General features: G+C 40.8%; 15 protein-coding genes. 9 read left to right on the top strand and 6 right to left on the bottom strand.

Annotated elements, in window-relative coordinates; translation table 11 throughout:
• The 8 genes from JC606_RS06755 to JC606_RS06720 all read left to right on the top strand — a co-directional run.
• Positions 1 to 603, top strand: a 603-nt coding sequence (locus JC606_RS06755) for a hypothetical protein (protein ID WP_198778264.1), incomplete at its 5' end; no start/stop codon positions are given.
• Between the two features lie 2 nt (positions 604 to 605).
• Positions 606 to 950, top strand: coding sequence for a hypothetical protein (locus JC606_RS06750; protein WP_198778263.1), 345 nt, complete (start codon positions 606 to 608; stop codon positions 948 to 950).
• A 1-nt stretch (position 951) separates the two neighbouring features.
• Positions 952 to 2,373, top strand: coding sequence for a zonular occludens toxin domain-containing protein (locus JC606_RS06745; protein ID WP_198778262.1), 1,422 nt, complete (start codon positions 952 to 954; stop codon positions 2,371 to 2,373).
• 700 nt (positions 2,374 to 3,073) lie between these two features.
• Positions 3,074 to 3,547, top strand: a complete 474-nt coding sequence (locus JC606_RS06740) for a PH domain-containing protein (RefSeq protein ID WP_198778261.1) — start codon at positions 3,074 to 3,076, stop codon at positions 3,545 to 3,547.
• Between the two features lie 143 nt (positions 3,548 to 3,690).
• The gene (locus JC606_RS06735; protein WP_198778260.1) at positions 3,691 to 4,002 is read left to right on the top strand and encodes a hypothetical protein; all 312 of its coding nucleotides are present in this window, start codon (positions 3,691 to 3,693) and stop codon (positions 4,000 to 4,002) included.
• Position 4,003: 1 nt separating this feature from the next.
• Positions 4,004 to 4,288, top strand: coding sequence for a hypothetical protein (locus JC606_RS06730; protein WP_198778259.1), 285 nt, complete (start codon positions 4,004 to 4,006; stop codon positions 4,286 to 4,288).
• An 89-nt stretch (positions 4,289 to 4,377) separates the two neighbouring features.
• Positions 4,378 to 4,983: a hypothetical protein gene (locus tag JC606_RS06725; RefSeq protein ID WP_198778258.1), complete on the top strand. Its 606-nt coding sequence runs from the start codon at positions 4,378 to 4,380 to the stop codon at positions 4,981 to 4,983.
• 137 nt (positions 4,984 to 5,120) lie between these two features.
• Positions 5,121 to 5,831, top strand: a complete 711-nt coding sequence (locus tag JC606_RS06720; RefSeq protein ID WP_198778257.1) for a phospholipase D family protein — start codon at positions 5,121 to 5,123, stop codon at positions 5,829 to 5,831.
• A gap of 37 nt (positions 5,832 to 5,868) precedes the next feature.
• Here JC606_RS06720 and JC606_RS06715 read toward each other — a convergent pair whose 3' ends face one another.
• The gene (locus JC606_RS06715) at positions 5,869 to 6,237 is read right to left on the bottom strand and encodes a phage protein (protein ID WP_198778256.1); all 369 of its coding nucleotides are present in this window, start codon (positions 6,235 to 6,237) and stop codon (positions 5,869 to 5,871) included.
• A gap of 1,225 nt (positions 6,238 to 7,462) precedes the next feature.
• Between JC606_RS06715 and JC606_RS06710 the strand changes: the two genes are divergently transcribed.
• Entirely contained in the window at positions 7,463 to 8,728 is a 1,266-nt protein-coding gene (locus JC606_RS06710) for a GGDEF domain-containing protein (RefSeq protein WP_137407385.1), read from the top strand.
• Between the two features lie 674 nt (positions 8,729 to 9,402).
• Here the strand turns inward: JC606_RS06710 and JC606_RS06705 are convergent.
• Genes JC606_RS06705 through vxrA form a run of 5 tightly spaced genes read right to left on the bottom strand, consistent with a single transcriptional unit; the run spans position 9,403 to position 13,789 of the window.
• Positions 9,403 to 9,555, bottom strand: coding sequence for a YoaH family protein (locus JC606_RS06705; RefSeq protein ID WP_008224757.1), 153 nt, complete (start codon positions 9,553 to 9,555; stop codon positions 9,403 to 9,405).
• Positions 9,556 to 9,596: 41 nt separating this feature from the next.
• A complete protein-coding gene (locus tag JC606_RS06700; RefSeq protein WP_137407386.1) occupies positions 9,597 to 10,745 on the bottom strand; it encodes a conjugal transfer protein TraF in 1,149 nt (382 codons plus the stop codon).
• A gap of 50 nt (positions 10,746 to 10,795) precedes the next feature.
• Positions 10,796 to 11,683 (bottom strand): DUF2861 family protein, encoded by an 888-nt coding sequence (locus tag JC606_RS06695; protein ID WP_137407387.1) that lies wholly within the window; start codon positions 11,681 to 11,683, stop codon positions 10,796 to 10,798.
• Positions 11,683 to 12,342: a response regulator transcription factor VxrB gene (vxrB, locus tag JC606_RS06690; protein WP_198778255.1), complete on the bottom strand. Its 660-nt coding sequence runs from the start codon at positions 12,340 to 12,342 to the stop codon at positions 11,683 to 11,685. The genes JC606_RS06695 and vxrB overlap by 1 nt, the downstream gene beginning before the upstream one ends.
• Positions 12,317 to 13,789, bottom strand: coding sequence for a sensor histidine kinase VxrA (gene vxrA, locus JC606_RS06685; protein WP_137407447.1), 1,473 nt, complete (start codon positions 13,787 to 13,789; stop codon positions 12,317 to 12,319). The genes vxrB and vxrA overlap by 26 nt, the downstream gene beginning before the upstream one ends.
• Between the last annotated feature and the right edge of the window lie 161 nt (positions 13,790 to 13,950).

Below are 13,950 nucleotides of genomic sequence, written 5' to 3'. Positions count from 1 at the left end.
TCTTCCGAGCTATGTGGTTCCGGTTCTGGCTCTGGTTCCGGTTCTGGCTCTGGTTCCGGTTCTGGCTCTGGTTCGGGCTCTGGAGAACAATCGGGTGATGTTGATTTAAGCGGGGTTATTGGTGCAATTAATGACGGTTTTGGTGGTTTAGGTTCTGATTTATCAGGTCTTACCGATGCCATTAATGACGGTCTTGGTGGTTTAGGTTCTGACTTATCAGGGCTTACTGATGCTGTTAATGACGGTTTTGATAGTTTAAATTCTTCTGGTGATTTTTTAGAACCTGTGACGGGTGACGGTTTTATTACTAATAGTCTTTTTCGTGATGCTCAAACTAAATTAGAAAGTGATGTTCAGCAACTAAGGGAACAATATAAAGCTTTGACTTCTGAATCCATATTTAAAACGGGTTCAATGTCTTTTAAAAATGGTAATTATGATTCTACGTCATTTAATCTTACTCGTTGGGGTGTTGATGTGAATTTCAATTTGTTTAATACGTTAGGTTCTCAAAATGTCGCTTTAATTAGAAATGTTATTTTATTCATTGCTACATTGTTTGGTGCTTTCATTATTGTTTCCTCTGGTCGCTCTAGGGTTTAATTATGGATTTTATATACGAAGCTTTTCAATATTTAGCTAATTCTTTAAATGATGTTGTTGATTTTTTTAGCACTATTCCTTTATTAATTAGGGATTGTTTCAATTATGCTTTTTACTGGTTTATTAGTCTTTATATTTCAATGCAAATAATGGGCGTTGAATTAGCAAGTGATATTGCTTCTCTTTTATTGGCAGATTATGAAGTCTACACCGTTTTAAATAATGCTTTTAATGGGCTTCCTAGTGATTTACGTTCCGCTTGTTATCAATTCGGTATTGTTGATTCAGTTCGGATTATTGTTGATGCTTACGCGACTGCGTTTGTCCTTAGAATAATGGGGTGGTGATATGGCTGTTTCTTTCCGTCATGGCTCTAACGGGGCTTATAAAACTGCTTATGTAACATGGTTTGAGATTCTTCCCGCTTTGCGCGAGGGGCGCATTGTGGTGACTAATATCGAGGGTTTAAAGCCAAAGGAATCTATTGAAGAATTACTGGGTGAAAAGTTTCCTGATTCAGCCCGATTGATTCGCATTTTTACGCGCTCTAGTGAAGGGGTGATGTTGTGGCAAAATTGGTTTAACTGGATGCCTCTCGGTGCTTTCGTGGTTATTGATGAATGTCAGGATTTGTATTGCCCTGAAGCGGGATTCAAGCGCGAGAAGTTCTTGCAGCGTCCTTTTTCTGATTTTGTTGAATATTTGCCGAAGGACTTTTCAGAGCTTTTTTATTCTCGTTGGCTTCCCGTTGACCCTGATTCGTTTGAAGTTGGTGATGTTGACGATTGTGAACGAACCCAATTAGATGAAAATAACAGACTGCTCTACCCGTTCGATTTCTACGGTGCTTTTATGCGTCATAGGAAGTATCAATGGGATATTGTCATGCTCACGCCTGATTACACTGCAATCCCTACTTGGTTAAAAGGCTGTGCGGGTGAAGCGTATTCACATCGTTCAACTGATACCTTTTTTCGTAGTCGTAAGCCTCGTATTTTTAACCATCCTCCTAAGTCTACTAAGACAGCTCCTTCTACTAAGTCGGATATGGCTAGCAGTACGAATAAGAAAATTCCTGTTGATGTGTTCGCGTTGTACCAATCAACGGGAACGGGCGGCTTTAACTCTACTAAGTCGGATATTTCAGTTTTGAAGTCTCCGAAATTTATATTAGCTATCCTTATCGGCCTTGGCGCTATGGGGAAATTTTTGTTGGATTTGTCACATGTACTATTTGATTCTGATGTGGGTGAAGTTGAAGAAGTTGTTTCGAACCAAGCCAATATTAATACGTCTAGCTTATCTCATTCGCCTGGTCTTTCAGTATTTAAAAATGCTCCTGCTCAAAGTGGGCAAAATTCTGTGCGGTTGGCTTCTGGCGGTGATTATAATCAAGTTAGTTCTCAAGCTGTTGCTGATGCTGTAAACCCTTTCTACGCTGCTTTTCCGGTCTTTAATGGTTCTGACGCTGTCTATTTAACATCTGTCGATAAGAGTCCATTCGTTAAGCGTACTGGTAATTTTCCTTTGTTCGTCTTTAGGATTGATAAGGGGGCAGATTCCTTTTATATCCGTTCGCCTGTTTTGGCTCGTTATGGCTATCATTTCGAGTTAGTTGATCATTGTCTTGTCAGAGTGGAGTTTGAATCTGGTTCTAGGTTCTTAACGTGTCCACCGATTTCGAGTCCCGTTTCAAAGTCAGACGATAATGAGTTAATAGCAGGTCGTGGTGATGATGTGATTAAGAAAGTCGATATTTTTAGCATGTGATGTACAAGCCCCGCAGGGATAAGCGAACACGATAATGCTAAGGGGTCGGTTTAGGTTGTTGAGCGATAAGCAGCGTAGCGTAGCAATGATGGAGAGGAAAACGAAAACCCTTTATCTTGCTAGGCGCTCTTAAATTTTGGCAGGCTTTGTTGAGTGTGTCTGGGTGGTTATAGTTTTACTATAGGATTTTTAGCGTTATGGAATACTTACTTATTTTTATTGCTGTAGTTCAGTTTGTTCGTTTGTGTCATGTCTTGTATCGAGATTACTTTTTGCCCTAGTGCGTATTATGAAAGGAGTGTTAAATGATTGAATGGGCTTTGTCATTAACGGTTGGTGATTTATTAAGTCATATTGCTTTTTTGATTTCTGCCATTTGGGTGTTTAGTCAATTGCCTTAGTGCACACGGCTTCTGCTCACAGCTTCGCGTGAGTCGTGAGAGCTGAACAGCGAGCGCGACGCTGTGGGCAGCAACCCCCGTGTTGTATCACGGGGGTAAATTCCACCATGCTTCAAGGGTTCGAGGTATCCTTAGTTAGATGAAAATAAGCAATCAAGCGTTTATGCAATTTATTTATATTATTGAAACTATGAAGCTTATCTATTGAGATGTTCACCATGAAGCGTCACAATGTGCTGCGAGATGAGGCTAGGAGCCATATCGCAAGCAATATATATTAATGGTAAATCGAGGTTGTATTGAATAGTTTTGATAGAATTGAAGTCGCAAAGCTACCATGTGCTATTGAAGAGATTGTCGACATTTTTTTTCAGCTAGTCGGGTTGGCTATTGTGTATTGGCTGTTTACTGCAATCGGTGAGTTTTTGATTGGAGAGGATTTTAGTACCGACGTGCTTTTAAGTATGGTCGTATTACCAGCGATCCTGGTCCTCAAACAATCAAGTGAAATACTACAGCCATATTTTGTAAAGGTTTCTGTTAAGGGTGACAAGTTATCTGTAACACAAGGAATTCTTACAGTATTTGAAGACAGCCTTAGTTTAGATAATGTTGAAAATGTAGAAACTATTACAACTTTGTTCGGCAGATTTTTAGGTTATTCGACGTTCAAGATTTATGCGTTCGGTGCTTGGGTTATTGTTCCAAATGTCAAAAACCCCCAAAAGGTCAAAAAGCACCTAGAAGACATTATCAACTCAAAGAAAGCGTAAAAAGACACAAACAAATTGATTAAGACTGCTTCTTAGCAAGTGTCACTTCTATAGGTATTGATTTTATTGATTAGTGTTGTGCGCGATAGCTTTGGTCCTATATTAATCACAGCTTAACAGGCCGTTATAGTTTTGGAGGAATAATGAATAAATCTACGGATGCTCCCGATAAAAACAAGCGTAAAAAACGCAAGAAAGCCTTAAGCAAACCTGACTTGATTAAGGCTTTGTATGACCAAAGGTGGGACTATAGAACTAGTGAAGGATTGGCTAAAGAACTTAAAGTAGCTGAAAAAGAAGTTAAGAAATATTTAGATTCAGAGCCTGAGATTAGAAAGTCCATTATGAAAGATAGGTATGGCCGTAGTTTGTACACTTTGAGGAAAAGAAAGTCGGTAATTGGAGATTATTGGACAGCGTTCCGTGCAGTTAATTCAGCCAAGACAGGAAGCTAACATGACAGTTGTAGAAGTTTTCACATGGGGAGTTATTGGTGGCTTATTACCTGAAGCTTTGGCTCTATATAAGCTTAGACATGCCAAAAAAGGAGAAAAGCCCGATTGGTTGCGATCTGGTTTTTATTGGGTTGTCACGCTGGTTATGGTCGTTCTTGGAGGTTTAACTGCCCTCGTCTATCAAAAAGTTGGTGTCAACATTAACGAACTAGCAGCACTTCACTTAGGGGCTGCCACACCTTTAATCATCGCGAGCCTAGAAAAGAAGAAACCGCAGGTATCTTGAGTACAGCTATACCAAAGCGTTTAAGAGTGATTATTGCTGCACCCTAACACAGCATTGATAAGAATGTGGTTTTAAATCGAGGATTGATAATGGAAGAAAAGACGACCTTTGAGTTAGTTTTTAGCTCAATCGAACTTTTTATTAAGTTTTGGGAAGTTACGGTTTGGCCGTTGGTAGTCTTTGTGTCTTTAATTCTGTTTAAGAGGCAACTTCGACAATTACTTCCTAGCTTAAGTCGATTTAAGTATGGGAACTTAGAAGCCAACTTTGATAAAGATTTGGCAAAGGCGGAAATTAGCTTAGCTGAAACTAATGAGAAAATGGGCGCCAAAGGTAATGCTGCTAGTAGCAGCTATAACTATGTGCTTAATAAGATAAATCAACTAATTGAAATTTCTCCACGTTCAGCAATCACTGAAGCTTGGAGGGAAGTAGAAGCAAGTACAGCTATGCTTATTAGATCGTATGGGTACGAGCCATCGAATGTTCAAATGTCTAAAGTTTTTCGTGGTATTGTTTACGAGCAAAAACTTCCATCATCTTTGTATGACGATTATCGCAGACTAATGATGTTACGAAACCAAGCAACTCACCAAGAAGAATTTGTACTCACTGACAATGAAGCTGAAAGATATGTGAAAACTACTATTGAACTGGCGAGCTTAATCCGTAAATTAGTCCAAGATGGTGCATAGGAAATTCATATCAAAGCATTTAAGAGTGATTCACAACGCGTGGCATTTGATCACGCGTTTTTCATTTCTACTACTTGATCCAACGCTATCTTAAAAGTAGCCTGTATGTGCTAGGTTTTATATGTCAGGGGTATGAAATGGCTAAATTTTTAAACACAAGTGCTACAAATTACTACCTCGAAGAGCTAATCAAAAACGCTTCAGAAAGACTGATTCTTATCAGCCCTTTTCTCAAACTTAATGATCGTATTCGAGAACTTTTAGAAGATAAAGACCGCTTAAAAATCGATATCAGAATTGTCTATGGTAAGAGTGAACTACAGCCTGATGAGATTAACTGGCTCAAGGGGCTTTCTTTTGTTCGTACAAGCTTTTGTAAGAACCTTCATGCAAAGTGTTATATGAATGAAAGCTCATGCATTATCACAAGTTTGAATCTGTATGAGTTCAGTCAGGTAAACAATAACGAGATGGGTATTTTCATTGACCGTGACGAAGATGCAGAGATTTACAAAGAGTCTTACGAAGAGGCACAACGCATCATCCGTATTAGCGATGAGGTTAGGATTTCTTTAGAAAAGATTGCATCCGATTCGATCGATAAAAATGATATTGAAGAGCCACCGGTCGTTGACGAAGGAGCCAAGATAACATCCTCCAAACTTGCTAAAAAGCATAAGCTCAAAACTGATGACTTTCTTCAAGTATGTGTCACTAAGGGTTACCTTTCACTAGAAGACGGGAAGCACACTTTAACTGAATCTGGAAAGAAACAAGGTGCCGAGTCTAAATATAGCAAACGATTTGGTGCTTACTTCATTTGGCCCGAGTCATTAGAAGTGATTTGATGACACATAATTTCAAAAGCTCCTTTCGGAGCTTTTTTTAACTCATAATTTTAGCTAGACACCTAGCAACTTTTATCAAGTACGTTGAAGTCCTTATCTCTAATTCAGATTGTATTTCTAATAAAGCTAACCCTGCTAAAATTTGCTGTGGTGTTACTCTCTGTCCCGTAGGAGTTTCTAGTTTGTCGTAGTGCATTTTAAACCGTATCCAGTCTTTATTCGCGCTGAGTTCACGTCCCTTTGCCATTCTCATGAGCCTTTTGCACTCTGGTGGTATTGGGTTTCCATCATCCCACCCTGTGACAGTTCTCACACTTTTAAAACACAGTTCAGCGACCTCTTCCTTGGTCATTTGGCATTCCAATTCTCGAAAAATGTAATTCTTACTCATTTCGCGATACTTCACAGATTAAACCCCTAAATACAAGAGGTTGCACTGTAATGATAAGATATGCACCATTGAACATAAGCAGACATAATACGCAGTAATAAACATTAAAATCTGAGGGGGTTCAGTGCCTTATTCCTGGCAGATTTTACATACGCGCTGCTTAGTTTCATTCGTTTAAGCACTTTTGAATTTGGATACACGTTAGCTCCATATAATTCACACCATTTTCATTACGCCAGTAAAACAACCTTATAGGCTCTAAACCCAGCGCACCTGTTCAAGTCGCCTTTAACCCAATTTCTAATGTTAGAACCATTGCATTGCTTTGTTCACGAAAAAGAAATTCTCATCTGATGTTAACCACTGAATTTTTAAAACGTTTAATTCCTCCTAACTTACAACAATGGCTAAAGATTCCTGTGTGCAAACTTTGTAAGTTATCCTGCTGTTGTGCTTTCAGATTTAACATACACGAATGCTTCAACTACATAACAAAATCTACGTACTTAATTTTATCCATTGTGATGCAATGCTTCCTGCGCTTGGTTGTTTCAAGCTTTAACAGCGGAGACGCCTATACCAAAGCTATCTACGAGCACATTTGAGTCTACAGGTTTGAGCACACTCTTTGGCAAACTGCGCTTCGTACTACCTGTACCTATGAACCTGCGGAGACTTAAGATCTTTAACCTAGCCATTACCAAATCTCGTTTATCACTAGCTATTAGCTCTATGTTCAACGTGACCAGCGCTCAAATCTACAAAAATCGGGCTCCGATCGTGTATAAGTGCCAACAATTCAGGTGTTTGTTTAGTGGTTATCTTCATACGTTCTACTTACTCACTAAAGTTACACACCCTAAAAGTGACAGTGCAACATTGTTGAATTAGAACTAATGAACAGTTTGCTGATGGTCCGCTACTTGGCGAGCTCATAAAGGACGTAGATTCGCTCTAATCACGACAAACAAATCCACTCAAAATTTAACTGTATATTTATACAGTTAAATTTATCTACCCGTAAAAACGGTACTTGCTGAGTAAATTACATTCAAAATCAATGCTCTGAGTTCAATTTTTAAACTTCATCTTGGTCTAATGGCGCAGTTTGCTGTATAACCGTCACTTCTAGAACAGTTTTAGGTATAGCAATTCCAACGATACTAATACTCTAATCTTCGATTACGCCAACTCTAAGGCATTTCGTATTAGGTTCGAATCACGTGTACGGATTAACATCATGAGCGCCAAAGCATTCCGCAAACTCAACATATTCCTCTCGATTTTTTGCTTGGCAATCACCCTATTGTCGCTAGTCTCTTTTGATAAACTAATGAACAAGAGCTACGTCATTAGTCCAGACAAATACCCTACACTCGCCAATACAGACAGAGATCATGATGGCGGTACGGTGGCCTCATTATATCAATCAAACAGCGGAATTGAGTTACAGTGTGACTTTAAGCGAATCTACAGCAAGCCTTTCTGTGAGGTTGAATTCGTTATATCGAAAGAAGGAAAAGGGTTAGATCTCTCTACGTACGACTCGGTAACCATTAACATGGATTACAAAGGACAAGAAAACCCAAGATTTCGCTTCTACATTCGGAACTACAACGAAGGTTATAGTGTGAAAGGCGATGCCATGTCTAACAAGTTCAATCGCTTAGACTTCTCGCTACCTGACGCAAGCCACATTGACTTAGGCTACTTCAATGTCCCTTTCTGGTGGATTGATCATTATAACCGCCCTGTCTCTGATAGCGCGGTAGACATCACGAACGCGGTATCTGTTGAACTCGGGCTTGGTGCTAGCACGCTTGCTGGACATCATTCACTTAATATCTCGAGCATTGTGTTCCACGGTAAAATCATCAGCAAGGCTTTACTCGGTGAGCTTTTAGTTGGGCTATGGGTAATATATGCCGTCTACTATGTCTGTTGTGCTCTACATATCGCTCGACGAAACAAAAGGCGCTTAGCACGGCAACAACGCCATCTAACCCAAGAGATTGAAGAGTTAAAGGTAAAGGCCACAACAGATCCGTTGACTGGCTGCAGAAACAGAACCGAAGCGCTAGATACCTTCTATGATTTCGAATGGTTAGCACAACAAGGAAAAATGATTCACGTCGCGTTGTTTGACTTAGACCATTTCAAACAAATCAACGACCAACACGGCCATGAAATAGGCGACAAAGTTCTCGTTCAGTTTGTCGCTACCACATACGAAACCCTTGGTGAACAGTATTTACTTTATCGCTGGGGCGGTGAGGAGTTTCTACTTGTTTGTCTAGAACAAACAACGCTACAGTGTCACGAATCAATCGATAACTTATACCTTGAAATGGACACAAAGGCATGGCCGAACGGGTTAACTGTGACAGCTTCTACTGGTGTCACACAGCTTAAGCAGGATGAGTCTATACGTTCTGCAATCAAACGAGCAGACAAAGCACTGTATGAAGCAAAGAACAACGGACGAAAACAAGTCGTGACGTTTTGATTCCACCTCTTCGTTTTTCACCTGCGCGTATCTAAGTCCCTTAATGCTCGTCACTTTTGCATGGCAAGTCTTCTAATCTACCTGCTCACTCTAGTGGCTGTGAACCAACTTGTTTTAAGTTCAAACCACACACTTAAATAAATCACTATCCACCTCAACACAAACCTTGTATTTGACGTACTAAAGCCCCCTCAGCTAATGCGTTCTGCTGCACTTGAAGTATGCGTATTTAAGTCTAAACAGCGATAGATGCACAGATCTGTCGCTGAATATCTTAATATCGGTGCTTGTAACAAACACTCCCACATTCAAACCACAAAACCTTACTCATGAGGCTTACCTTAATCTATTCGCTAAGAATTGAATTCACAGCGTCACGATCGTTGAAAAAGCTCGAATATTGAACAACCCATGCCTGGTGACATAAATGCTGACACCAGACATGCCAGTTGTTTAACTTTCAGATCTTACTGTAATTTAATTACAGTTAGAAACCCAAAAAAGCCCTTAAAGTTGATTACTCCGATGTAACTTACTGAATAAAATTAACTTAAGCGTTTTGGATAGGTGAAAATTCAGGACGAATAAAGTGTTGGTATGAACGAGAGAATATACTACAGTGTAATATATTTAGTTATAGTGCATTAAACGCGTAAAAAAGAAGGGCTAATGCCCTACTCTTCTTTATTACTCATTTCTTCACGAATTTGCTCAGCAACGATTTTGATAGCTTGTGCTGTGCTGACACCTTGGGTCATCATTTCTTGAATTCGCTCAACAGCTTTCTGTTGCTCTTCGTGAGAAAGGGTTGGTAAGTCGTTTAGCATGCTCTGCTCCTTTGTTTAGGAGCAGAACTATATAAGGACTGTTAGTAACTAGCAAGAAAATTGATAGATGCACCCATTGCATTTTCGTTTGTGTAGTTAGCACTTAGATCTAACTGAAACAAATTAAGAGGCGACAAACCGATACCCGCTGTGATGGTCCCTTCTGAATCAGAGTAAGCGAGGTTCTTGTAGTACCCTGCCCTTAGCTGCATTTGACGCAATAGGTCAACTTCAGTACCAACACGAATCATCTGCTCATTGTCATCAAACGAAGTAAACTTTTCAGTTTCATTCAAATCGTAATCGACACTTAACGAGAAGTAGTCAGACACGATACCCGCACCTACAGTGTAAACTGGCTCAAGCTGATAAGCGTATTTACCACCAACTTGGTGAGTGGCACCACTTGTGCTGCTAGTTAACGTTCGGGTTGTATCTTTCGTCTCAATATCTCTTGAGAACAAGTTGGTTGCAGCAACACCTACTCGGAACGGTCCGAAGAACCAAAGCGCACCTGCATCCATGTTAAATGCAGTTTCACCATTGCTGTTTTCTCTTACGTCAGAGAGATCGTAATCGTTAACCGATGCAATGTAGTTGTATGTGTAGATGCGTTGAATCTTAGGAGTAATACCAAAAGAGATGTGTTGGCCCATAAAGGTTTGGTATTTAGCAAGAGAAAGGCCAACTTCAGCTACACCAATTGAAACCGCTTCAACAGTAGACAACTCAACTTTGTCCGTATCGGAACCGGTTGTGTAAACATCAGGTGTCGCAAAAGATTCTGTGTAGGCTTTAGCAAATAGGTTTGCAGCAACAAATTGGTTAGGTAGCGCGAACGCCACAACACCACCAAGCTCTACGTTCGCCTGGTTACCATCAAGTTTGTTAAGAGCGGCATCTAAGTCTGCAGTATTTGAAGCGTCAATGACACTATCGATATTCGATTTCATATCGTTAGGATCATTATAATTACCACCAAAGCTAGGTGTAATCATACCCATATCATCATTGCGACGGTAAATGGCAACCAATGCTGGGTTATAGAATGGAGCGGTTAGGAAGTTTGCAGAAACAACACCAACACCACCCATTGCATCACCACGCGCTTCAATGGCGTAGTTTGCTGCTGAAATAGGAAGACTGGCGAATGCAATTGACGCTGCGAGTAGTTTAGTAGTTTTTTTCATGCCGTTTATCTTTGTTAGATCCCTTACATAGTTAACGGCACAATTTTAAATTACTTTAACTCTTCTTCGCTAGAAATATCATAAGTTTTACTGATAGTTTGTGCTTGTTCTATCGCTATGTCACCTTGCCAACGCGAATGCACCATAGAAACCGCCAGAACATAACGGTCATTGGGCAGATCTTCGCCTGTCAGGTTCATCGGGTAATCCGATTCATAGCTCTTACCCCACACTTGTTCATAGCGCTCGTTGACATAATCGTACAAACCGATTTCTAGCTTAGGAAGCGGACAGTATGGGTTAAGCAGGTCTTTCTTATCTATTCGCCACGTATCTTTTGAAGCCCAGCGTACTTGCTGACGCATGGCAACTTCACCCAAAATGATCCATGTACTCCAAGAGTTACCCCCTTCGCCCTTTACGTTCAGGCGATACAAGCCAGAATCGAGCTGTGACGCTAAGTTATAGCGCTTGCGGTACAAACTGACCGAGGCGTTGTTAACCACTTCGCTTTCTTTGGTGAACTCGCTATCGGAAGAAACGACTTTATCTACCCACTTTTCGAAGGTGATGTTTTGGATTTCTTGTTCAGATTCGACATCAATTGAAACCCGAAATGTGTCTCGACCTGGGCTTTGGATGATGTGTCTCTTAACAACAACCGAGCTAATCCAGTCCGGTAGCGTTTTCTTAGTGAGGGTTTTACCACAATCTTTGTTCAACGCTTGGTCGAACAGTTCATTGAGGTGCTCTTCTCGAGATTGAGAAACATTGATTTGCCAAACTTCCACTAGAGAATCAAACATCTGCGGTAGATCATTATCCAACAAATGTTTATGCACTTGAGTGAGAGCATCGCTGCTCTTAAACCAATCTGTGGCGTACGCGGTGTTAACCACGCTCGACAGTATTAATAGTGGAAGTAAGGCTTTTTTCATTACGCTTTCATCTTGTAGCCAACGCCACGTAGCGTTTCAATCTCTAGACCTGGCAGTTTCTGTCTTAACTGAAGAACGTGCGTGTCTACTGTACGTGTTGTTGGGAAGTGGTTGTAACCCCAAACGTGGTCAAGCAGTTCGTCGCGTGTAAATACGCGGCCAAGATTGCTTGCCAAGAACAGCAGAAGATCAAACTCAGTACGTGTTAACGTGACTTCTTGCTCATTAAAAAACACTTCACGTGTTGTCTTGTCGATAACAAGGTTTTGAGCGATAACTTTTGACGCGTCTTGCTCTTCAGCATCTGGTAGGCGAAGTTGAGCACGGATACGAGCAAACAACTCTGCTTCTGCGAATGGCTTCGTTAGGTAGTCGTTAGCGCCTGAATCTAGGCCCGCTACTTTGTCTTTTACCGTAACCAGTGCAGTCAGCAAGATTACAGGAATATCTTTCTTTTTCTTCCAGCTTGGAAGTGAGTCTACTGAGTCACCATCAGGAAGTTGACGGTCTAGAATAACTAGATCCGCTTGTTCCCAATAGCCTTCAACTTCAGAGATCAGTTCAGCATGTAAACATTCATACCCAGCTTGCTCTAGGCTAACTAATAGGCCATCAGCTAAATTCTTATCATCTTCAACGAGAAGCAATGTCTGTTTCACAAGGTATCTCCAAAATAAATGTTGTCGGGGGGCCGATTAACGTCATGTGACCGCCCATTTTTCCAACCATAGATTCTACTATCGTCAGACCTAAACCTAGTCCACTCTTACTAACGAATGGCTTTCTTAGTTGCCCCCAGTCTTTGCGGGACAAGTCTCCATTATCTATAACTTTGAATGTCAGCTTCTTGTCAGAAGTATTCAGTTCTAGTATCACTGGTGCGACACCGTATTTAACAGCGTTCCTGATCAGGTTATCGATACAGGTTCCTAACCAATATACGTTCACTTTCGCAGCAATATCTTGGTTGATTCGTAGCTCGATTCCAGGAGCGAAATCTTCTTCAACTTTGTACTCTAACCACTCTTGTACACTTGGTACCCACTCTGTTGCAAGTGGTTGATTGTCTGACTGTAAGTAGTCTTTACTTGCCTCTGCTAGCTGTCTTAAACGACGTGTATCTTCACACAGTCGACGGAATTCATCATATACCGATTCAGGTAAGTGTTCGAACTCTCGCCTGAACCCTTCAACAGTCAATGACAAACTCGCAATCGGCGTTCTCAGTTCGTGCGTTAAGATCTGAAGAACCAACATACGACTCTTCAATTCCTGTTTCTTACTGTTCCAACGGTATATCGCCCAACCTAGCACAAGCATGATGTTGGCAATCACCAAGATGAACATTGCGACCTGAAGCAGTTCAGAGTGATCTTCAATTTCCCAACACACATTACCACGTTGGACGAAACAGCTCTTACCTTCTGAAGATAAGCTGAACGACAACCCTGCTAACGTCGCATTTTCATGCCAGTCAGACTCTTTGTATAGGTAATATCTGTCGCCCCGTTTGACCCACATTTCATCAAGTTCAACAAACATGCTTGCGCCAGCCAGAAGCGCGGTAATGGCTTCATTGTCCATCTGCTGCAAACGAGATAGCAGTTCATCCTGTTCAGTATTTGGACGCTCTTGGATGTGCATAAAGCGTTTTAGCGCATCGAACTTTTCTGGGTATTTCTCAACGTAACGTGCTGCATAAGAGCCACCACCTGGGTGAATCAGACCGCTACGGCTAAACCAACGGTCAGATAGCTTAGTGCCTTTACACATCGCACGTGTAAACACCAAAGGCTCCGTTATTAATGGGCTTAACGGCAACTTACCGCTACAGGTTTTTGATAACTGGTATAAGCGTTGAATATCTTTTAATGGGTACTCTGCTGTTTGCGGCAGCATTGAAGAAGGCGTGATCAAACGTGTCGGATAATCAGCCTGAAGCAATCGAATATCATAAGATTCGATTGCCGTTTCATGATCAAATAGTTTGGTGAAATTATCGATACGCTCAGGCAAAGAATCAGCAAACGCGTTTACTGATACTGATAACGTAGCGATAAGAAGAGTAAATGTTCTTTTGATGATCACAAACCAGCGCAAATTCATATAGATCAAACAAATATATACCATTCGCTTTCAAAGATAAATTTTAACCGCATGAAAAACAGCAAGAATGACGACTAACTGTCATTAAATTGACTTGATTGCGCTCAAAGCGAGCGGATGTACTAGTCTAACGCATTAGAGCTAAGCCATTTCATCGTCGC

Source organism: Vibrio sp. IB15, assembly GCF_016406055.1.
GTDB classification, from domain to species: Bacteria; Pseudomonadota; Gammaproteobacteria; order Enterobacterales; family Vibrionaceae; genus Vibrio; species Vibrio chagasii.
The sequence above is the reverse complement of the archived record's forward strand: the minus strand, read 5'-3'. Positions and strand labels throughout refer to the sequence as shown.

Coding starts and splice junctions, on each gene's coding strand:
- JC606_RS06750 (WP_198778263.1), top strand. CDS start 606: ATGGATTTTATATACGAAGCTTTTCAATATTTAGCTAATTCTTTAAAT.
- JC606_RS06745 (WP_198778262.1), top strand. CDS start 952: ATGGCTGTTTCTTTCCGTCATGGCTCTAACGGGGCTTATAAAACTGCT.
- JC606_RS06735 (WP_198778260.1), top strand. CDS start 3,691: ATGAATAAATCTACGGATGCTCCCGATAAAAACAAGCGTAAAAAACGC.
- JC606_RS06730 (WP_198778259.1), top strand. CDS start 4,004: ATGACAGTTGTAGAAGTTTTCACATGGGGAGTTATTGGTGGCTTATTA.
- JC606_RS06725 (WP_198778258.1), top strand. CDS start 4,378: ATGGAAGAAAAGACGACCTTTGAGTTAGTTTTTAGCTCAATCGAACTT.
- JC606_RS06720 (WP_198778257.1), top strand. CDS start 5,121: ATGGCTAAATTTTTAAACACAAGTGCTACAAATTACTACCTCGAAGAG.
- JC606_RS06710 (WP_137407385.1), top strand. CDS start 7,463: ATGAGCGCCAAAGCATTCCGCAAACTCAACATATTCCTCTCGATTTTT.
- JC606_RS06705 (WP_008224757.1), bottom strand. CDS start 9,555: ATGCTAAACGACTTACCAACCCTTTCTCACGAAGAGCAACAGAAAGCT.
- JC606_RS06700 (WP_137407386.1), bottom strand. CDS start 10,745: ATGAAAAAAACTACTAAACTACTCGCAGCGTCAATTGCATTCGCCAGT.
- JC606_RS06695 (WP_137407387.1), bottom strand. CDS start 11,683: ATGAAAAAAGCCTTACTTCCACTATTAATACTGTCGAGCGTGGTTAAC.
- vxrA (WP_137407447.1), bottom strand. CDS start 13,789: ATGAATTTGCGCTGGTTTGTGATCATCAAAAGAACATTTACTCTTCTT.